Genomic DNA, 18,869 nt, shown 5'->3' with positions numbered 1-18,869 from the left:
TCACGCCCTATTTCTCCAGCAGTTCGTCGGCCTTGTTGCTGAAACGCTTCGTACCGAACATCAGCAGCGCAGCCAGGAACGGCAGGACACCCAAGGCGTAGACACCCATGGTTCCGGTGTCCGAGGCCGTGACCTGGTTGACCGTAGTCCGCAGGATCGGCGCCACGAAACCACCCAGGTTTCCGAGGGAGTTGATCAGGCCGATACCGGCGGCCGCGGCAGTTCCGGTGAGGAACGCCGTCGGATATGACCAGCAAATGGGGCCGGTGGACAGGAAGCTGCACACCGCGAGGGTGATGAAGATGATGCCCAGGGCCGGCATTTGGTTGGCACCGGCCCACGCGGAACCAAAGATGCACAGGCCCGTGGAGATGAACAATGCTGTACCCCAGCGACGGCGGCGCGCCACGGTGTTGGCTGCCTTGCCGATGAAGTAGCAGGCGAAGATGCCGAAGAACCACGGGATGGCTGCGAGGAGTCCGACGGCGATGCCCACCTTTTGCCCGGTCAGCTGCGCCACCTGCTGTGGCAGGTAGAACGTCACGCCATACACGGCCACCTGCAGGCAGAAGTAGATGACCGTGAAGTACCAGACCCGGCCGTTACGCATGGAGGCAAGGACGCCACGAGGGCCGGATTCCTCCTTCACGGTATCTTCGAGCGCCATGACATCGGACAAAGCCCGTTTCTCTTCCTTGGTCAGGAACTTGGCATCCTGGGGACTGTTGATGAGGAAGAAGTAGGCGGCAATACCGGCCAGGACGGCGAGCATGCCCTCAACGAAGAACATCACCTGCCAGCCTGCGACGCCCGGAACCTGGTCGCCGATGTTGATGAGCCAGCCGGACAGGGGTGCACCCATCATCTGGGAGAAAGGCTGGGCCAGGTAGAAGATGGCGAACATCTTCACACGAACCTTGTTGGGGAACCAAGCCGCCAGGAACATGATGACGCCGGGGAACAGACCGGCTTCGGTGACGCCCAGCAGGAACCGGAGGATGATGAAGGACGTTTCACCCTGGACGAACGCGAAGCACGCAGAGACGATGCCCCACGTGATGGCGATGCGGGCCAGCCACACCTTGGCACCAAATTTGGTGAGCAGCAGGTTGCTGGGAATCTCGAACAGGGCGTAGCCGATGAAGAAAATGCCGGCACCCAGGGCGTAAGCCCCGGCGGTGATGCCCCTGTCCACTTCCAGCGCTGCTTCGGCGAAGCCAACATTGGTGCGGTCCAGGAAGGCCACCACGTAGAGGATGACGAGCATCGGCATGAGTCGCCGCGAAGCTTTGGAGATCGCCGATTTGAGGACCGGCGTGTCCAGCAACTCCTTGGTGGAATTGGTGGCAACAGACATTGAAACTCCTCTTTGAGTGACAGGAAATAACCAGTGCAGCGCGGTCAACCGCGCACAGGCGCGGTCAGCGCGGGAAGAAAATGAGCACCAGGCCCACGGCGCAGGCAAGGACGCCCACGGCAAGGTAGATCTTGCGTTCTCGAGTCCAGGTCCGCATGAGGGCCTAGTGCATGTACAGTCCGCCATCCACATTCAGCGTCTGGCCGGAGATGTATCCGGAGTCCTCGCTGATGAGGAAGGCGATAGCGGCTGCGATGTCACGGGTGGAGCCCACGCGGTTCACCACAAGGTCCTTGGTGAGTTCATCCTTGCGTTCCTGGCTCAGCGTGCCACCCATGATGTCGGTGTCGATGGGGCCCGGAGAAATGGCGTTGACGGTGATGTCGTATTCGCCGAGCTCCCTGGCCGTTGCGCGGGTCAGGCCAATGACGCCGGCCTTGGCCACGGAGTACGGGGTCTTGGAAAACGTGCCGCCGCCGCGTTGAGCGGACACGGAGGAAATGTTCACGATGCGGCCGATGCGGTTCTTGACCATGGACTCGGCCACACGGCGGGTGGCGTAGTGGACGCCGTTGAGGTTGATGTTCAGGACCCGGTCCCACTCGGCAGGTTCGAGTTCCAGATAGCCAACAGGCGAGCTGACTCCGGCAACGTTGGCCAGCGCAACAATCTGCGGCAGTTCCTTTTCAAGCTCGTCAATGGCGGCGCGGACCTCGGCTTCGCTGGCCACGTTGGCACCAACGCCATGGGCCTGGACGCCATATTCGGCGGCGATCTCTTTGGCTGCGATCTTGCATGCGGCGTCATCAAGGTCGATGATGCCGATGTTCCACCCTTGGGCAGCCAGGTAATTCACGGTGGCACGGCCGATGCCGCGCTCGGAAACGGCGCCGGTGACAATTGCTGTGCGTTCTGCGGGGAAAGTCATAGGTCTTCTCCTGAAAGGTCTTAGTTAATGGGGGCGGGGCCGAGCTCTTCAATGAGCTTCTGCATGGCCACGTAGGCCTTGTTGCGGTAGGCGATGAGTTCCGGAGTGCGTTCGGCGGGAACATTGAGGAAGCCTGCACCGGTCTTGGTGCCCAATTTGCCTGCGTCCACCAGGTCCGAAAGGATCTTCGGCGTCGCGAAGCGTTCCGGGAAGCCGGTCTGCAGCGACTTGTAGCAGAAGTTGTACACATCCAAACCGGCCATATCCGCGATGGCGAACGGGCCGAAGAAGGGCAAGCGGAAGCCGAACGTCGTACGCACCAGCGTGTCGACGTCGTCCGCTGTAGCGATTCCCTGCTCCACCAACTGCGCGGCTTCGTGGAACAGCGCGTACTGCAGACGGTTCAGCACGAAGCCGGTGACGTCCTTGACGACGGCGGTCTGCTTACCGGCCGCGTGGACCAGCTCGCGGGACGCGGCAACCGTTGCGGCATCCGTGCCGGCGTGCGGGATGATCTCGACGCCGGGAATGAACGGTGACGGGTTGGAGAAGTGCACACCCAGGAACCGCTCCGGGTTGGTGACGGCTTCTGCCAGTGCGCCAATGGAAATCGTGGAGGTGTTGGAACCGATCAGGGCGTCCGGGCGGGCAGCGGCACTGATGCGGGCGAGGGTTTGGTGCTTGATGTCCAGGACCTCAGGAACGCACTCCTCAATGAAATCTGCGTCCGCAACGGCCTCTTCGATGTCCTTGGCTGCCCACAGATTCTGCTTGAGGATCTCCGTGGACCCTGCCGGAAAGAGCCCGTCGGCGATGAACTGCTCCGACTCCTCCAGCAGGCGGTCGTAGTTCTTCTGCGCGACCTCGGCAGAGACATCGGCCAGGGCAACACGTGCCCCGCCAAGAGCCAGCACCTGGGCGATGCCGCCACCCATGTAGCCGGAGCCGACGACGGCGATCTTCCGGGCTGCGTTGTCGGCTGTAGCTTCGGTTGTCTCGGGAGTGGTCATGATCAGACTGCCTTCGTGTAGTCGGGCTCGTACGAGCAGATGGCGTCCACCTTGGCGGCGGAGGAGGAGGTGTGGTCGAAGCGGTGGCCCAGCCACTCCCCTACGAGCTTTTTGGCCAGTTCCAGACCAATCACCCGCTGGCCGAGCGTGAGGACCTGTGCGTTGTTGCTCAGGACGGACCTTTCCACGGAGTAGCTGTCGTGGGCAGTGACGGCGCGGATTCCGGGGACCTTGTTGGCCGCGATGGCCACACCGAGGCCCGTTCCGCAGATCAACAGTGCACGGTCGGCTTCGCCTTCGGCCACTTTGCGGGCGGCGTCAACGGCGACGTGCGGGTACGCGGTGGAGTCGTTGAAACCAACGCCGACGTCCGTCACTGTTGCCACGCGGGGATCCGCTTCCAGCAACGCCAGGAGTGCCTGCTTGTATTCGACTCCGGCTTCGTCATTGCCGACGACGATGCGCCAGCCTTCGGTGTTGTTCATGCTTGGGCTCCGTTCCCGGCCGACCGCTGCCCCGTGGGGGCAGCCGAGGCCAGTTGTGAATCGATGAATTGCGAGATCCTGGCGGCGATCAGCCCGAAGGAGACCGCCCCTGGATCGGGATGGCCAAGGCTCTTTTCCGCGAGCGGGCGTGCCCTGCCCTTGAGCGGGCGCAGATCCGCGGTTGTGGCGGCAGCGGACTCAGCAGCCGCAGCGGCAACTGCCAGCGCCCGGTCAACGGGAGCCCCGCCGTCGAGCTCTGTCAGGAAGGCGTCCCGGAAGGGCAGGAGCGCGTCCACCATGGTCTTGTCCCCAGGCTCTGCCTTGCCGAGCTCGGTGATGGCGCGGACGAACGCCTGTACAGCGGCCCCTGCGTCCTCCGATGTGTACGTTTCGCGGTTCCCGAGCGACAACCCGGCGGCGATGACCGCTGAGCCCCACAGGGCTCCCGAGGTTCCGCCGGCGCGCTCACTCCAGGCCTCGCCGGCTGCGGTCAGGACCCGCGCCGCGGATCCACCGCTCACAGCTTCCCCAGCCGCAGCTGCAGCGTCGACGCCGCGGCGCATGCCAATGCCATGGTCGCCATCGCCGGCGATCGCGTCCAGCTTGCCGAGTTCCTCTTCATGCTCGACGACGACGTCCCTCACCTGGGCGAGGACGGCCACGGCCAACTGCCCAAGGTCAGCCGCAGCGGCGGTGGGCTGTTCGACGTCGGCGGTTTCGGCGTCGTCGGCTGTGATCCCAGCACGGGGCGCGCGGGGCGCCATGCTGCCCTTGCGGAACGCCGGAGTGTCCGCGGGTGCGGCCCAGAACTGCTCAAGCTCTTCGTCCAGCCACAGCAGCGTCAGCGACAGTCCGGACATGTCCAGGCTGGTTACCAGCTCGCCACACTCGGGTTCAACAACGGTGAGTCCCGCGGCCGTGAGCAGCTTTTCCACCTTGCCGAACAGCAGGAAGAGTTCGTCGTACTTCACCGTTCCCAGGCCGTTGACGATAGCCACCACACGGTCCCCGGCGTCCTCGGGCTTGTCGTTGAGAAGCTTCGACACAAGGAGTTCGGCCAGCTCGGATGCTGTGGGCATGGTGTGCTCGGAAATGCCGGGCTCGCCATGAATGCCCAGGCCGAGCGACATCTGCCCGGCAGGCACATGGAACAGCGGATCCTTGGCGCCGGGAAGCGTGCAGCCGTCAAAGGCCACTCCCAGGGAACGGGTCCGATGGTTCGTCTTGATGGCCAAGCGTTCGACGCCGTCAAGGTCCAGTCCCGCCTCGGCGGCGGCGCCGGCAATCTTGAAGACGGTGAGGTCGCCGGCAATGCCCCTGCGCTTCTCGAGTTGTTCGATCGGCGCGCTGGCGATGTCGTCAGTGACGGTGACTGTCCGCGTTTCGATGCCCTCGGCGTTGAGGCGGAGCTGCGCCTGGCCGAAGTGCAGGACGTCCCCTGCGTAGTTGCCGTAGCTGAGCAGGACGCCACCGCCGGCGTTGGCAGCCTTGGCCACCCGATACACCTGGCCTGCCGCCGGCGACGCGAACATGTTGCCGCACGCCGAACCCGTGGCAAGTCCGGGTCCGACGAGTCCAGCGAAGGCCGGGTAGTGCCCGGAACCGCCGCCGACCACCAGTGCGACCTGGCCGTGGGGGACTTCGGTGGAGCGGACGACGCCACCGTCAACGCGGGCGACGTAGCCGCGATTGGCGGCTACGAAGCCGTCCAGCGCTTCATCGGCAAAATCTGCCGGGTTGTCAAAAATCCGGGTCATCTTCCTACACTCCTGCGAGCTGCGTAGCCGGTACCTGGCGTCCTTGGGCCACCTGGCTCTTGCCGAGTTCATAGCCTGCGGTCTTCGGCAGGACGTGGCGGCGGAGGTAATCCTGGTTGCTGGCCGTGACGCTGAGACCGTCGCCACCGTAGTGCTCAGTGCAGAGGATGCCCTGGAATCCGACGGACAGCGCGAACTTGAAGGCCTCGCGGTAGTTGATGAGACCGCTCTCCATCGGCGCCGGCATGGTGATGTAGCTGTCGCGCGCCACATCTTCGTCCCGGAGGTAATTCTTCATGTGCCAGTAGTTGGAGTACGGCAGGGTCTTTGCCACCATCTCGTGCCAGTCCTCGATGGGCCGGTGGAGGCGGATCAGGTTCCCGAGGTCCGGGTTCAGGCCGACGTTGTCCAAGCCAATGTCCTGGACCAGCTGAACCGAGGAGTCAGCAGTTCCGAGGTAGGTGTCCTCGTACATTTCCAGCGAGATCAGCACCCCCGCCTCTGCTGCGTGCTGACCGAGCTCGCGAAGGCGGGAGACGGCGTTGCCCCATGCTTCCTTGTCCCCCACCGGATCCTTATAACCCTCAACGGTCCAGAACCAGAGCTGTTTCTGCTGCTCTGGGGTGATGGCTTGGTGAAGCCCGAAGGACACCACTTCACAGCCAAGCTCGGCAGCGGCGTCGATGGTGCGGTGGCTGTAGGCGAGGTTGTCTGCCCAGTCCTTTGCGTGGATGATGCTGCGGCGGATAGCGGAGATGACGGGAACCCCGATGCCAACCTCGTCGGCGGTTCGCTTGAACTCGGCCAGCCGGTCCTTGCTGAGGTCGCCAGGACGAACCCAGCTGTCGGTGAGGTCCGCGTTGGCGAAACCGGCGTCCTTCACTTCCTGGAGGACTGCCGCCCAAACGGAAGCATCGGCGTTGTTGACGTGGTTTCCCGAAGCGTCGGTGCCGGGGAACTGCAGGAGGGCCGCCGTAATGGGCCAGTCCTTGGCGGTGTACGCCATAGTGATCACTCCTTCGTGGAATCCTGTTTCCTATAGGATTTACGAACCAAGCAAGACTGTCAACCCTTTTGCGAAACTTCCTAGATCCTATATGTCATACATTTAACTGTGAAGGGGGTCACGAAAACCAGCAGGAAGGGCCCGCCGGCAATGGCCAGCGGACCCTCGTGGGTCCGGGAGCTAGTCCTCCGGAGCGTCAGCCATGGCCCTGCCACGAACCTTTTCGACGTGGTCGATCATCATCTTCGCGGCCTTGTCCGGATCGCCGCTGGCCATGGCGTCGAGTACGGCCTGGTGTTCGGCGATGGCCTGCTCGGCGTCGGTGATGCCCACTCCCCCGAACAGTCGGAACCGCTGGATCTGCCCACCCAGGGTGTTGTAGGCCGCGAGCAGGAACTGGTTGTTTGCCTGCGCGGCGATGAGTTGGTGAAAACGTTCGTCGGCCTCGAGATAGCTGCGGTACTCGGCAAAAGTTCCGCCCCGGGGTGCAGTCTTCAGGTCTTCGACGGCCTGCTTCAGGGCATCCAATCCCTCCGGCGTCATGCGCGAACACGCCAATTTTGCATTGACGGGTTCAATGGAGAGCCTGGCTTCCATCAGTTCCGCGAAGTCTTCGCGGGTAAACACGGGGGCAACCCTGTAGCCCTTGAGCGCCACCCGCCGGACCATGCCTGTGTGCTCCAACCGGGCCAAGGCTTCTCTCACGGGAGTCGGCGAGACGTCCAGTTCACGAGCCATCCCGTCGATGCTCACTGCCGCCCCCGGTTCCAAACGGCCGTCCATGAGCCACTCGAGGAGGGCTTCGTAGACGTGGTCGGCCAGCACTTGGCGGCTGACGGGAAAGCCAGCGCGGGCACCGGCCGGGGAAGGATCAGACATGCCACAAATCCTATAGGAAGCCGCGCTCGGGACCGGGCACGTGGTCCTGTCACCATCCCTCACCAGCTGCCAGTCAGTGGGGTGGCCACAGGTTAAACCACGACGTCGGCACTCACGTGAGTGCCGACGTCGTGGTTTTACTGGGGGTGCTGGGCTTTAGTTCGCGTAGAACGGGTAGTCCGTGTAGCCCTCGGCGCCGTCGGCGTAGAAGGTGGAGGCGTCCGGCTCGTTGAGCGGCAGGCTCTCGCGCCAGCGGCGGGCAAGGTCCGGGTTGGCGATGGCGGGGCGGCCCACCACCACAGCGTCCGCGAGGCCGTCTTCGATGATGGCGAAGGCTTCATCGCGGGTCGTGATTTCGCTGAAGCCGGTGTTCACCAGGAACGTTCCGTTGAACCGTTCGCGAAGATCCTGGACCAAAGCACTCTTGGGGTCGTGGTGCAGGATGCTCAGGTAAGCAAGGTTGAGCGGGGCGATGGTGTCCACCAGCACCTCGTAGGTTGCCCGTACGTCTGCAGCATCAACCTCGGCGATGCCCTGGACGTTGTGCTCCGGAGAAATCCGGATGCCGACGCGGTTGGCACCGAGGGCTTCCACCACGGCATTGACCGTCTCGATCACGAAGCGGGCGCGGTTCTCCGGGGAGCCGCCGTAGCTGTCTGTGCGGACGTTCGAGTTCGGTGCAAGGAATTCGTGCAGCAGGTAACCGTTGGCGGAGTGGAGCTCGACGCCGTCGAACCCTGCCTCGATGGCGTTCTTGGACGCTGTGACGATTTCCTGAATGACGCCCGGAAGTTCGTCGGTGCGGAGTTCACGCGGTACGGGGTACGGCTGCTTGCCATTGGGGGTGCGGACATCACCTTCGATGGCAACAGCGCTGGGGCCTACGATCTCGTGCCCACCGGTGATGTCGGCATGGGAAACGCGGCCTCCGTGCATGACCTGCGCGAAGATGCGGCCACCCTCAGCGTGCACGGCGTCGGTGACTGTCTTCCAGCCGGCGATCTGAGCCTCGGTGACGAGCCCTGGCTGTCCAGGGTAGGACTGACCGGCCGGAACCGGGTAGGTTCCCTCGCTGACGATCAGCCCCAGCGAAGCCCGCTGGCGGTAGTGCTCGGCGATCAACGGACCCGGCACGCCGTTCTGACCCGCGCGAAGACGCGTCAAGGGTGCCATCACCAGTCGGTTGGAAAGTTCAAGCTCGCCGAGGGCCAGAGGGGAAAACAGCATGCGCAGTTCCTTTCAGAATGAAACAGGTTCACTCTGCGCAACTGCATGGCGTCTGCAACTATTCCAAACGAGGTGCAGATCACACACCCGGGCTGGCCTTCTCCGCCACCCGGCCCAGTCAGTCCGGGGTCACGCCGGCTTGACGTGCTTCAGTGCGTCATCAAAGCATTCGCAGAGAGCCAACACCGCCACCAGATGCGCTTCCTCGGCGTGTGGCGGATCGGTGTTGATGCATATTGCTTCATTGACCGACTGCGCGAGCTCCTTGGACTCCTTACCCGTCAGGGCCCACACGATCGCACCACCCGATTTTGCGGCGGCAGCAGCGTCGCGGAGCTCGTCGGTGATTCCCTTGGCAGCCAGCAGCACCACGATGTCTCCACGCTGCACCTGCTCAGAGAGTTGGGCACTGATGCTTGGGGTAGTCCCGTTGGAGCCGCTGGCGCCCTTGGGAATGTAGATCGCTTTGAAGCCGGACCCGTCTCCGTGGTCGTGAGCCGCCAGTTCCGAGGTGAACCTCTGCGCCTCGTGCGAGGATCCGTCGCTGCCTGCGGCGAACACAGTTCCACCGCGCAGCCTGACAAGCGCCAGTTGTTCGCCCCATTCGGCCAGCCTGGACGATTCGCGGCGCAGGGCCGCAACGGCCGGTCCGATCTCGCCCAAGTGTCCCAGAACCACATCTACCGCATGCCGCGTCGCCTTCGACTCAGTCGACCGCACAGCCTCACCTGTTCGCCTCACCACGATGCTCACTTCCCGCCCTCCGTTTCTCCTGTGAAACTACAAGTTCCTGTCACCTTCGTGTGGGGTTCGTTCGCGCGTGGCGCCGTCGCGGCCACTCCGGTCCCGAGTCAGGCGTTCGCCTTCAACTGCGGCCGGGCGGCCCTCGTCGGCCCGGCGATCCGGGTCCTGAGAGCGATCCGAGTCCTGCGAGCGATCTGCGTCAGTCGAGCGATCCTGCCCGGTATTGGGGTCCAACTTGTCTGCGTGCCGCAGGTGTTCCTCTACCCGCCCATGAGCCTCGTTGGCCTTCTCCGCGTGGCGTTCCGCTTCCTGCCGGAGCCGATTGGCTTCGACCTCTGCCTGCAGCGCATTGGCCTCTGCCTGGGCCGATTCGGCCTTGGCTTGGTGGGCTCCGATGGCTTCTTCCGCGGCCTTCTCGCGAAGTTCCGCTGCTCGGTGGCGGTTGACCTCCGCCTTCTTCCGACGTCCGATGACGACCGCGACGATCACAGCGGCGATGACGACGACGGCCACCACGATGATGAGAACCAGCTGTCCTGTATCCATGCGGATTACCTCCCTGGTGAGCGGCTTCTATGGGCGCCGCTCGTAGCCCACGCTGTGGTTGCTGCTTGGGACGTACCCAGTTCAGGGCGCCCCCAAACGATGCCCGCCTTCATGCCGGCAGCTCCATCCGGAAGCCGCACCGGCACTCGATGACGCGCGTTTTCAAGTACACCTCGAGGAGGCCGTCCTCAACGACTTCCGTGGTCATGGGTGCATAGACGCTTCGAGCTGAGGATTTGGTGAACTGCATTGGTTCACCGCAGTGGAAGTACCGTCCGCCAAATTGCAGCAGTCCCGACGCCGACCCGTTGCGGTTGAGGACCGCGGCCACGTCGTGGAAGGCAGCGTTGTGGGTGTACGGGACTTCACAGGCCAGGCAACTATAAGAGACCCGGACCATCAAGTCGCCGGCATGCGGCTCAAGGGATTCGATGGTTTCCAGATCCAAGTGATCGTCGGACCGGCATTGACGGCACTGGAGGGGTTCGGCGTGGGGACGGGTTGCGTCGCCTGGAACCAGAGGGTTTTTCATCGATGACAACGCAGACACTCCTCGGTCAACTCTGCCCGAAACTCTCCCTTGCCCACCATGTTAACACTACTGGTCAGATTACTTACTAGTTTTAGCTTCCCGTCGCTTCGGGATGCTCCCTGGCCCGCTTCTCCACCGGGGATTCGCCGCTTTCGTCAGGGATAAAGGTGGGGTCCACTTCCGTGGTAAAGTCACCGTTTCCGGCGTCACGTTTGTCATGCTCGACGCCGGCAGGCACCGTGGGTTTGGAGGCTCCAGAGGGCGCAACTTCAGCTTCGTTCGGTTCTTCGCTCATAGCCTCAATCTAGGCTCGGCCGCGAACAGTGTCGAGGGCGGCCGGCCTTGTGCGCCGATGCCATCTCTGATTCGCTGGGGTGGTCTCCTGCAGCGCGGGACACCTCCAGCCGAAAGCAGGGAGAGTAATTGTGAAAGCAGTGACATGGCAAGGCCGGCGCTCACTCAGCGTTGAAGACGTCCCCGATCCCAGCATCCAAGAGCCTACGGATGCGATTGTCCGGATCACCTCCACCGCGATATGCGGCTCGGACCTCCACCTTTACGAAGTGCTCGGCCCGTACATGCACAAGGGCGATGTCATCGGCCACGAGCCGATGGGAATTGTCGAAGAAGTGGGCCCGGGTGTCCACCGGCTCAAGAAGGGCGACCGCGTTGTGGTGCCCTTCAACATCTCCTGCGGACGCTGTTACATGTGCAACCAAGGCTTGCAGTCGCAGTGCGAGACCACCCAGGTCAAGGAGAAGGGATCCGGGGCGGCCCTCTTTGGCTACTCAGAGCTCTACGGTTCCGTTCCCGGTGGCCAGGCCCAGTTCCTCCGCGTTCCCTATGCCGACTACGGCCCCATCAAAGTGGAGTCGGGCGCCCCGGATGAGCGCTACCTCTTCCTCTCGGACATCCTTCCCACGGCCTGGCAGGCAGTGGACTACGCGAACGTTCCGGAAGGGGGCACCCTCGCGGTGCTCGGACTGGGTCCCGTGGGCCAGTTTGCTGCGAGGATCGGGGCCTTCAAGGGCTTCCGGGTGATCGGCGTTGATCCGGTTGCTGAACGCCGCGCGATGGCGGAGGCCCACGGCATTGAAACCATGGATTACAGCTCAGACGTGGCCGGCCGGATCCGCGAACAAACACTGGGTCGCGGCCCGGATTCCGTGGTGGATGCTGTGGGCATGGAGGCCCATGGATCCCCTGTGGCGTCCTTCCTTCACAAGGCGGTTTCCCTGCTGCCGGACAAACCCGCGCAGATTGCCATGGAAACCATGAGCGTCGATCGGCTCGCTGCACTGCATACAGCCGTGGATCTGGTGCGTCGTGGCGGGACGATCTCGCTGAGCGGGGTCTACGGCGGGCAGGCGGACCCGATGCCCCTGATGACTATGTTCGACAAGCAGATCCAACTCCGCATGGGGCAATGCAATGTGCGCCGCTGGACTGACGATCTGCTTCCCTTGGTGGAGGACGACGCCGATCCGCTGGGCGTCATGCATCTGGTCACCCACACGGGAGGACTGGATGAAGCACCGGCGCTCTACGAGAAGTTCCAGAAGAAGCAGGACGGATGCATCAAGGTGGTCCTCAAGCCATAATGACGCTCAGACAAACCACTAGGCGAGGTGTTTGCCACCGGTGACCCCGATGACCGATCCGGAGATATAACTGGAATCTTCGCTGGCCAGCAGGACATAGGTCCCGGCAAGTTCGGCAGGCTGCCCTGCGCGCCCCAAGGGGGTGTCCTGGCCAAACTCTTGGATCTTTTCCGCGGGCTGGGTGGGCGGCTGCAGTGGCGTCCACACGGGACCCGGCGCTACTGCATTGACGCGGATCCCCTGAGGACCCAGTGACTCTGCCAACGAAAAGGTCATGCTGTTGATGGCTGCTTTCGTCGCTGCGTAGTCGATGAGTGATGGGCTTGGATGGTAGCCCTGGACGGACGAGGTGTTGATGATCGCGGCGCCGGGCTTCAAATGCGGCAGTGCTGCCTTGGTGAGCCAGAACAGCGCATAAACGTTGGTTTTGAAGGTTTGATCGAACTGTTCGGTGCTGAGGTCTTCGATCCCCCGGCTCGTGGTCATCTGGAACCCGGCGTTGTTCACAAGCACATTGAGCCCACCGAATTCGGCAACGGTTTGGGCAACGACTTCCTGGCAGAACTCTTCGTCCCGCAAGTCACCAGGTAGCGCGAGCGCCCTGCTGCCGGCGTCCTCGATCAGCTGGACAGTATGCTCGGCGTCCTGCTCTTCTTCAGGCAGGTAGGTGAAAGCGACGTCCGCACCTTCACGGGCAAAAGCAATCGCTACGGCTTTACCGATCCCGCTGTCGCCGCCCGTAATCAGGGTCCGGCGGCCCAGCATCCGGCTGTGCCCCACGTAGCTTTGTTCGCCGTGATCGGGGCGGGGAGTCATGGCCTCGGTCCAGCCCGGATAATCCTGGGTTTGTGGCTCGAACCCTTCGGACGGGTATTTGGTACGGGGATCCGATGCTTCGTCCTCCGGATCGTAGTATTCGGAGACCACATTGTTAACCAGGGCCATGGCGATGTCCTCGTCCAGGTCCGTTTGCTCCGTCTGTTCGTTCAGGATCTCCTCAGCCATGATCTCAGTGTAAGCATCCTGACTATCTTGGAAGTCGTTCAGGAAGTACCCAGAATTGCTCGCTAGCCTAGCAATCGTCAACGTTGGATTACATCGAAGGAGGGCCCATGGGACTCGGAGACAAGATCAGCAACAAGGCACAGGAAGTTTCGGGCAAGGCGAAGGAAGCCTTGGGAGACGCCACCAACAACGAGAAACTGCAGGCCGAGGGTGTCGCGGACCAAGCGGCCGCCAAGACCAAGCAGGCTGGCGAGAACGTCAAGGACGCCGCGAAGGACGCCTTCGACAAGTAAGCCTCACAGCAATACACAGCACGAAAACACACAGCGCAACGCCCCGGCTCCCTTGATGGAAGCCGGGGCGTTTCGCGTGGACCCAAGTAGGTAACAGCACACGCTCCAATGAGCACTCAATAGAGCAGGTGCTGTTACTTAGTTGGGTTGGGAGGGCTATTTCTGGGCCGGGAGCACCAACTCGCCCGACTTATCCGTGGACAAGGCGAGGGACGAGATGTACTGGGGTTCGCCGTCGGGCCCATCCTGACCCGACCGGAGCATGTCCGGGCGTTCGAATTCAAGACCGGTGACGTGGCAGAGGAGTTTCTGGTCGCTGGGGTTGCCGTCGGCGTCGAACATCGGGAGGTTAATGCCGTCGTCGGTGCGCCGCAGGTAGTAGCGTCCCTTGGTGGCCAGAGCCAGCACGGGCGGCAGGATCAGCGCCAGGCCCACCGCGAAGATCGGCGAGAACGGCTGGACACCGGAACCAAAGGCCCCGAAGAACACTGCGATGGAAACCCCGGCAGAGACCAGCATGGACACGAAGCCCACGGGGTTCACGGCGTAGAGCATCCCGCGACGGAACTCCGGAACCTTGGGTGAAATCTTCAGCAGGTACTTGTTGATGGCGATGTCAGAGGCAACAGTGACCACCCAGGCCATGGCGCAGTTGGCGTAGAAGCCCAGGATGGTGTTGAGGAACTCGAACATGTTCGACTCCATCAGGATCAATGCGATGACCAGGTTCACCACCACAAACACCATGCGCCCCGGGTAGGTCTTGGTGACGCGCGTGAAGGAGTTTGTCCAAGCCAGCGAGCCGGAGTAGGCGTTGGTGACGTTGATTTTGATCTGGGAAATGACGACGAGCACCACGGCCAGGGTCATCGCGAGCCACGCCGGCATCATTTCTTCGTAGACGCCCAGGAACTGGTGGACCGGTTCATTCGCGGTAGATGCCGCTGCGGGGTCGAGCTTGGCGATCAGGTAGATGGCAATGAACAGGCCGATGATCTGCTTGATGGCGCCGAAGATGACCCAGCCCGGTCCGGCGAGGATCACTGCGCGCCACCAGGCGCCCTTGTTTTCGGCGGTCTTGGGCGGCATGAAGCGAAGGTAGTCGATCTGCTCAGCGATCTGCGCCATCAGGGACAGGCAGACGCCCGCAGCCAGCATTACCGAAGCCAGGTTGGGACCACCTTCGCCGGATGCTCCGGTGAAAGCGAAGAACGCGTCGATGCTTTCGGGGTGGGACAGCAGCAGGTAGCCCACTGGGACCACCATGAGCAGCAGCCAAAGCGGCGTTGTCCACACCTGCAACGTAGCGAGCGTCTTCATCCCATAGATCACCAGCGGGATGATGATGATGGTGGACACGGCGTAGCCGATCCACTGCGGAATGCCCAGGCCCAATTGCAGGCCCTGGGCCATGATGGAGCCTTCGAGGGCGAAGAAGATGAACGTGAAGGTGGCGAAGATAATGTTCGTGACCACCGAACCGTAGTAGCCAAAACCCGAGCCGCGGGTGATCAAGTCCAAATCGATGTTGTACCGGGCTGCGTAGTACGCCAACGGGAACCCCGTGGCGAAGATGATCACCGCGGCCACGATGATGCCGAAGATGGCGTTCACCGTTCCGTAGGCGATGCCGATGTTCGCGCCAATGGAGAAGTCGGCCAGGTAGGCAATGCCACCCAGCGCACTTGTGGCCACCACACCGGCACTCCACTTCCGGTAGGAACGCGGGGCGAACCGGAGCGTGTAGTCCTCCAGGCTCTCCTTGGCCGCACTCATGGCATCGGCGTTGCCTGGGGCCGTTGAAACGGAGCCGGCGATTCCGACGGCGGTGCTTGCCGCCGTCGTCGGCTCCAGTGTTGCGGTACTCGTCTTGTCGTCGCTCATGCGTGGTCGCTTTCGTCCGGGGAGGGTGCCTCGTCCCCGACGCTAGTCACGCAGCGCGTCAATTCAGTCACGTGCATGTTTCACAGCTGTAACTTCTGCACCAGCCGCCCCGGACAGTCACCTCCAAAATCCACCACGTCAGTTTGTACGCACCCCACAAAATCGCCCTTCACCAGCGCGGATACCGTCAAGGACATGACCACACAAGCACCCCAAGAAGCCCCTGAATCCACTGGCTACGGCATCCTGGACACCGCCCGGGAGCAGGTCCTCGAACGCGGCGAGGGCCTGAACGAGGCCCAGCTCATCGAGATCCTGGAGCTACCGGATGACGCCATCCCCGCAGCCCTGCAACTTGCCCACGAGGTTCGGCTCAAGCACTGCGGCGAGGACGTGGAGGTGGAAGGGATCATCTCCATCAAGACCGGCGGCTGCCCGGAAGACTGCCATTTTTGCAGCCAGTCCGGACTGTTCGACTCCCCCGTCCGCGGAGTCTGGTTGGATATCCCGGAGCTGGTCAAGGCCGCCAAGGAAACCGCAGCCACGGGGGCCACGGAGTTCTGCATCGTCGCAGCCGTCCGCGGGCCTGACATCAAGCTCATGAACCAGATCAAATTCGCGATCGACCGCATCAATGAAGCCGTGGACATCAACATCGCCTGCTCGCTGGGCATGCTCACGCAGCGGCAAGTAGACCAGTTGGCCGAGTGGGGCGTTCACCGCTACAACCACAACCTGGAAACCGCGCGCAGCTACTTCCCCGAGGTAGTTACCACCCACAGCTATGAGGAACGCCTGGAAACCTGCGCCATGGTCAAGGCGGCCGGCATGGAACTGTGCTGCGGTGCCTTGATCGGCATGGGTGAGTCGTTGGCGCAGCGCGCTGAACTTGCCGCCCAACTCGCAGCCCTTGAACCCCATGAAGTCCCGCTGAACTTTCTCAACCCACGCCCCGGTACACCCCTGGAAAACCAGGGAATCATGGACGGCAAAGATGCCCTCCGGGCCATCGCCGCGTTCCGGCTGGCCATGCCCCGCACCGTTCTTCGTTATGCGGGCGGCCGCGAACTGACCCTCGGCGACCTCGGCACACGGGAGGGCCTGCTCGGCGGAATCAACGCGGTCATCGTAGGCAACTACCTCACCACACTGGGCCGCCCCGCCAACGCCGACCTGAACCTGTTGGTGGAGCTCAACATGCCCATCAAGGAATTCCAGAAGTCGCTGTGACCACGGCGTTTAGCCAGCAGTACTGCGGCCACTGCGGCGGTGGGGGCGACGGCAACGGTGACAGCCCGACGTCGGACGCCCACGATGGCTGCCAACAGCGCCTGACGATGGAGCCACCGCGCTTTTGCCCGCAATGCCGCCGCCGCATGAAAGTCCAGGTCACCCCGTTGGGCTGGACCGCAGAGTGCTCCAGGCACGGGAGGCTCGCGTCATGAACTCGCGGCTGAAGCGCGACCGGTGCCATGGTGCCGACATCCTGCGGACAGCGGTGGCGGAGCCTGGGTAGGCTGGGATCATGGGCGAGAGCCGGGACCTCCTGACGCCGGAGCAGCGCAGCCGCAACATGTCCAGAATCCGCGGCAAGAACACCAAGCCGGAGCTGCTGGTCCGCAGATTGCTGCATGCGAAAGGTTACCGGTATCGGCTGCACGGACAGGCCGGAACGGCAAAGCTTCCCGGGCGACCAGACTTGGTGTTCGCGGGCCGGCGAAAAGTCATCTTCGTCAACGGCTGTTTCTGGCATTTTCATACGTGCCGCGTAGGGCAGCATGCGCCTGCGGCCAATGCGGAGTTCTGGGAAACCAAGCGGACCCGGACCCGCGAGCGCGACGCCCTGCAACGGGAGCAATTAGCCGACAGCGGCTGGGACGTGTTGACGGTGTGGGAGTGCGAACTGAAGGACCAATCGGTTCTCGAAGACAGGCTCACACAGTTTTTGGAGGGCGGTCTGCAGGCCCCTCCGGCTACGGGGCGGAAGTGGGCGGTGCAGAGCTTGCGGTCTGGTCGGTGACGGTGGTGCGGGTGCCCTGTTCCCATAATGCGTAGGCGGCGGTCCCGCCAATGCCCAGAAGGACGGTCATGCACAAAACGATGGTGACCATCAAGCCAGGTGATGGACGAGGACTGCTGTTCATGCTTTTTCCCGATCCTTGATTCAAGCCTGGAATCCCCCAGATCCGTGATCTTGCCTCTGCTGTCCTACTCTGGGGGGCGGCAATCAAGACTCCCTCTGAGTCCGCTCAAGATTGGATCAAGCTTTCGTTTTCTGGCGCTTCCGCCGTTCCACGGGTCCTACTGTTGAATCGTGAATCTATTGTTTGGAGGCGGGAGGAGTCAGGTGTCTGAGTACGACGAGTGCACTGACTCCCTGGTAGATCGGACCGTCCTCACCGAGCTCCAGGCGGAGCTTGGCGGAGACCATGCCATCATCAGCGCCTTCGTCCGCAACTACGTAGCCTTGCTGCCTTGGCGGGTGTCCCGGCTCCATAGGGCCTTGGAGAACCTGGACATGGAAGACGCCATGGACGCGGTCCTCAGCCTGAAGACCTCCAGCCACATGGTGGGTGCCATCTGCATGAACCGCTTGGCTACGGAGTTGGAGATCAGCCTCAGGCTCCTGCCCAATGCGGACCATCTTAACGAGCTCGGGCCCCAGGTTGTGGCAATCGAACAGTTTGTCTTCGGCACCATTACGGAGCTGGAAACGCCGATCCTCTGAGCATGCCCGAGGACCCCGCCCGCAACCACCCGGTGATCGCGGCGGAGCCCCAGCGCGTTGCTAGTTGTTGCTTGAGGAGGGCGCGAGTCGGTATCCGACGCCGCGGACTGTCTCCAGCCAGCGGGGGGCCTGGATGCTGTCGCCAAGTTTCTTGCGCAGGTTGCCCATGTGCACCTCGACGGCGCGTTCGTCGGCGTCGCTGACGTAACTTCCGACGTCGTACGGTTCGTTGCGGAGGCGACGGGCCAGGTCTGCCTTGGTCCGGACGATCCGGCCGGTTTCCAGCAGCGCGAGCAGGAGGTCGAATTCGGTCCGGGTGAGTTTCAGCTCCACACCGTTCAGAACGGCGGTGCGGGAACCTGCAGAGACGGCCAGGCCGTTGTGGCTCACCTCGGGGTCAACTTCTTCAACAACGTTCTTGGTGTCCGACGACGCGCGGGGCCTTCGCATCATGGCCTCAACACGGGCGCGCAGTTCGCGGGGACGGAACGGCTTGGTGAGGTAATCGTCGCCGCCGGCCTCCAGCCCCATGAGGGTATCGAGTTCCTCGGCGCGGGCGGTCAGCATGATGATGTAGGCATCGGAGGACTTGCGGATCTGGCGGGCAACCTCAAAGCCGTCAATATCCGGGAGGCCGAGATCCAGCGTAATGACATCCGGATTCAGTTCACGTGCCGACGTCACACCAGCAGAACCGGTGGACGCAGTGTGAACATCGAACCCTGCCTGGGATAGGACAACCCTTACCAGCTCGCGAATATCCTGGTCATCTTCAATGACCAGCCCCACACGTACTTCACTCATCGCTGCCCCTCAGCCCCTTCGATAACCTCAGAAGTATATCCATTATGGTTAGGCTGATCTTATGAACCGACTTTCTTCTGCAT

The 18,869-nt window shown here is 62.7% G+C and carries 20 protein-coding genes; 5 read left to right on the top strand and 15 right to left on the bottom strand.

Going from position 1 to position 18,869, the window contains the following annotated elements:
• Positions 1-7 precede the first annotated feature (7 nt).
• From AYX22_RS06105 to AYX22_RS06050, 12 genes are all read right to left on the bottom strand, one after another.
• Entirely contained in the window at positions 8-1,357 is a 1,350-nt protein-coding gene (locus AYX22_RS06105; protein ID WP_207596643.1) for an MFS transporter, read from the bottom strand.
• Between the two features lie 163 nt (positions 1,358-1,520).
• Entirely contained in the window at positions 1,521-2,285 is a 765-nt protein-coding gene (locus AYX22_RS06100; RefSeq protein ID WP_207596642.1) for an SDR family oxidoreductase, read from the bottom strand.
• A gap of 20 nt (positions 2,286-2,305) precedes the next feature.
• Positions 2,306-3,295, bottom strand: coding sequence for a 3-hydroxyacyl-CoA dehydrogenase family protein (locus AYX22_RS06095; RefSeq protein ID WP_207596641.1), 990 nt, complete (start codon positions 3,293-3,295; stop codon positions 2,306-2,308).
• A gap of 2 nt (positions 3,296-3,297) precedes the next feature.
• Complete coding sequence (locus AYX22_RS06090; protein WP_207596640.1) at positions 3,298-3,780, bottom strand: ribose-5-phosphate isomerase; 483 nt, start codon at positions 3,778-3,780, stop codon at positions 3,298-3,300.
• A complete protein-coding gene (gene dhaL / locus AYX22_RS06085; protein ID WP_207596639.1) occupies positions 3,777-5,537 on the bottom strand; it encodes a dihydroxyacetone kinase subunit DhaL in 1,761 nt (586 codons plus the stop codon). The genes AYX22_RS06090 and dhaL overlap by 4 nt, the downstream gene beginning before the upstream one ends.
• A gap of 4 nt (positions 5,538-5,541) precedes the next feature.
• The gene (locus AYX22_RS06080; protein ID WP_207596638.1) at positions 5,542-6,543 is read right to left on the bottom strand and encodes a sugar phosphate isomerase/epimerase family protein; all 1,002 of its coding nucleotides are present in this window, start codon (positions 6,541-6,543) and stop codon (positions 5,542-5,544) included.
• Between the two features lie 180 nt (positions 6,544-6,723).
• Positions 6,724-7,422 carry a GntR family transcriptional regulator gene (locus AYX22_RS06075; protein WP_207596637.1) on the bottom strand — a complete coding sequence of 233 codons (699 nt, stop codon included), beginning with the start codon at positions 7,420-7,422 and terminating at the stop codon, positions 6,724-6,726.
• Between the two features lie 156 nt (positions 7,423-7,578).
• Positions 7,579-8,649, bottom strand: coding sequence for an alkene reductase (locus AYX22_RS06070; protein WP_207596636.1), 1,071 nt, complete (start codon positions 8,647-8,649; stop codon positions 7,579-7,581).
• A gap of 129 nt (positions 8,650-8,778) precedes the next feature.
• The gene (locus AYX22_RS06065) at positions 8,779-9,369 is read right to left on the bottom strand and encodes an SIS domain-containing protein (RefSeq protein ID WP_207596635.1); all 591 of its coding nucleotides are present in this window, start codon (positions 9,367-9,369) and stop codon (positions 8,779-8,781) included.
• A 60-nt stretch (positions 9,370-9,429) separates the two neighbouring features.
• A complete protein-coding gene (locus AYX22_RS06060; RefSeq protein ID WP_207596634.1) occupies positions 9,430-9,939 on the bottom strand; it encodes a hypothetical protein in 510 nt (169 codons plus the stop codon).
• A gap of 109 nt (positions 9,940-10,048) precedes the next feature.
• A complete protein-coding gene (locus AYX22_RS06055; protein WP_242703616.1) occupies positions 10,049-10,471 on the bottom strand; it encodes a hypothetical protein in 423 nt (140 codons plus the stop codon).
• Between the two features lie 91 nt (positions 10,472-10,562).
• The gene (locus AYX22_RS06050) at positions 10,563-10,766 is read right to left on the bottom strand and encodes a hypothetical protein (protein ID WP_207596632.1); all 204 of its coding nucleotides are present in this window, start codon (positions 10,764-10,766) and stop codon (positions 10,563-10,565) included.
• Positions 10,767-10,896: 130 nt separating this feature from the next.
• Here AYX22_RS06050 and AYX22_RS06045 point away from each other — a divergent pair, with 130 nt between their 5' ends.
• Positions 10,897-12,072: a zinc-dependent alcohol dehydrogenase gene (locus AYX22_RS06045; RefSeq protein WP_207596631.1), complete on the top strand. Its 1,176-nt coding sequence runs from the start codon at positions 10,897-10,899 to the stop codon at positions 12,070-12,072.
• Positions 12,073-12,090: 18 nt separating this feature from the next.
• Here AYX22_RS06045 and AYX22_RS06040 read toward each other — a convergent pair whose 3' ends face one another.
• Positions 12,091-13,077: an SDR family oxidoreductase gene (locus AYX22_RS06040; RefSeq protein ID WP_207596630.1), complete on the bottom strand. Its 987-nt coding sequence runs from the start codon at positions 13,075-13,077 to the stop codon at positions 12,091-12,093.
• 107 nt (positions 13,078-13,184) lie between these two features.
• On the opposite strand from AYX22_RS06040, the gene AYX22_RS06035 reads away from it, so the two are divergent.
• Positions 13,185-13,370, top strand: coding sequence for a CsbD family protein (locus AYX22_RS06035; RefSeq protein WP_089593984.1), 186 nt, complete (start codon positions 13,185-13,187; stop codon positions 13,368-13,370).
• Between the two features lie 156 nt (positions 13,371-13,526).
• Here AYX22_RS06035 and AYX22_RS06030 read toward each other — a convergent pair whose 3' ends face one another.
• Positions 13,527-15,254: a hypothetical protein gene (locus AYX22_RS06030; protein WP_207596629.1), complete on the bottom strand. Its 1,728-nt coding sequence runs from the start codon at positions 15,252-15,254 to the stop codon at positions 13,527-13,529.
• Positions 15,255-15,449: 195 nt separating this feature from the next.
• On the opposite strand from AYX22_RS06030, the gene bioB reads away from it, so the two are divergent.
• The 3 genes from bioB (at position 15,450) to AYX22_RS06015 (ending at position 17,982) form a co-directional block, all read left to right on the top strand.
• A complete protein-coding gene (bioB, locus tag AYX22_RS06025; RefSeq protein WP_207596628.1) occupies positions 15,450-16,484 on the top strand; it encodes a biotin synthase BioB in 1,035 nt (344 codons plus the stop codon).
• 295 nt (positions 16,485-16,779) lie between these two features.
• Positions 16,780-17,274: a very short patch repair endonuclease gene (locus AYX22_RS06020; protein ID WP_207596627.1), complete on the top strand. Its 495-nt coding sequence runs from the start codon at positions 16,780-16,782 to the stop codon at positions 17,272-17,274.
• 327 nt (positions 17,275-17,601) lie between these two features.
• The gene (locus tag AYX22_RS06015; protein ID WP_207596626.1) at positions 17,602-17,982 is read left to right on the top strand and encodes an Hpt domain-containing protein; all 381 of its coding nucleotides are present in this window, start codon (positions 17,602-17,604) and stop codon (positions 17,980-17,982) included.
• Positions 17,983-18,042: 60 nt separating this feature from the next.
• Here AYX22_RS06015 and AYX22_RS06010 read toward each other — a convergent pair whose 3' ends face one another.
• The gene (locus AYX22_RS06010) at positions 18,043-18,786 is read right to left on the bottom strand and encodes a response regulator transcription factor (protein WP_207596625.1); all 744 of its coding nucleotides are present in this window, start codon (positions 18,784-18,786) and stop codon (positions 18,043-18,045) included.
• Positions 18,787-18,869 lie beyond the last annotated feature (83 nt).

It is taken from the genome of Arthrobacter sp. D5-1 (assembly GCF_017357425.1).
Lineage (GTDB): Bacteria > Actinomycetota > Actinomycetes > Actinomycetales > Micrococcaceae > Arthrobacter.
This window is presented reverse-complemented; position numbering and strand designations above follow the sequence as displayed.

Excerpts from the sequence above, each read along its gene's own strand:
- AYX22_RS06060 (WP_207596634.1), bottom strand. The coding sequence starts at position 9,939 with ATGGATACAGGACAGCTGGTTCTCATCATCGTGGTGGCCGTCGTCGTC.
- AYX22_RS06040 (WP_207596630.1), bottom strand. The coding sequence starts at position 13,077 with ATGGCTGAGGAGATCCTGAACGAACAGACGGAGCAAACGGACCTGGAC.
- AYX22_RS06100 (WP_207596642.1), bottom strand. The coding sequence starts at position 2,285 with ATGACTTTCCCCGCAGAACGCACAGCAATTGTCACCGGCGCCGTTTCC.
- AYX22_RS06090 (WP_207596640.1), bottom strand. The coding sequence starts at position 3,780 with ATGAACAACACCGAAGGCTGGCGCATCGTCGTCGGCAATGACGAAGCC.
- AYX22_RS06095 (WP_207596641.1), bottom strand. The coding sequence starts at position 3,295 with ATGACCACTCCCGAGACAACCGAAGCTACAGCCGACAACGCAGCCCGG.
- AYX22_RS06030 (WP_207596629.1), bottom strand. The coding sequence starts at position 15,254 with ATGAGCGACGACAAGACGAGTACCGCAACACTGGAGCCGACGACGGCG.
- AYX22_RS06035 (WP_089593984.1), top strand. The coding sequence starts at position 13,185 with ATGGGACTCGGAGACAAGATCAGCAACAAGGCACAGGAAGTTTCGGGC.
- AYX22_RS06075 (WP_207596637.1), bottom strand. The coding sequence starts at position 7,422 with ATGTCTGATCCTTCCCCGGCCGGTGCCCGCGCTGGCTTTCCCGTCAGC.
- AYX22_RS06010 (WP_207596625.1), bottom strand. The coding sequence starts at position 18,786 with ATGAGTGAAGTACGTGTGGGGCTGGTCATTGAAGATGACCAGGATATT.
- dhaL (WP_207596639.1), bottom strand. The coding sequence starts at position 5,537 with ATGACCCGGATTTTTGACAACCCGGCAGATTTTGCCGATGAAGCGCTG.
- AYX22_RS06020 (WP_207596627.1), top strand. The coding sequence starts at position 16,780 with ATGGGCGAGAGCCGGGACCTCCTGACGCCGGAGCAGCGCAGCCGCAAC.
- AYX22_RS06080 (WP_207596638.1), bottom strand. The coding sequence starts at position 6,543 with ATGGCGTACACCGCCAAGGACTGGCCCATTACGGCGGCCCTCCTGCAG.
- AYX22_RS06050 (WP_207596632.1), bottom strand. The coding sequence starts at position 10,766 with ATGAGCGAAGAACCGAACGAAGCTGAAGTTGCGCCCTCTGGAGCCTCC.
- AYX22_RS06105 (WP_207596643.1), bottom strand. The coding sequence starts at position 1,357 with ATGTCTGTTGCCACCAATTCCACCAAGGAGTTGCTGGACACGCCGGTC.
- AYX22_RS06055 (WP_242703616.1), bottom strand. The coding sequence starts at position 10,471 with ATGAAAAACCCTCTGGTTCCAGGCGACGCAACCCGTCCCCACGCCGAA.
- bioB (WP_207596628.1), top strand. The coding sequence starts at position 15,450 with ATGACCACACAAGCACCCCAAGAAGCCCCTGAATCCACTGGCTACGGC.
- AYX22_RS06070 (WP_207596636.1), bottom strand. The coding sequence starts at position 8,649 with ATGCTGTTTTCCCCTCTGGCCCTCGGCGAGCTTGAACTTTCCAACCGA.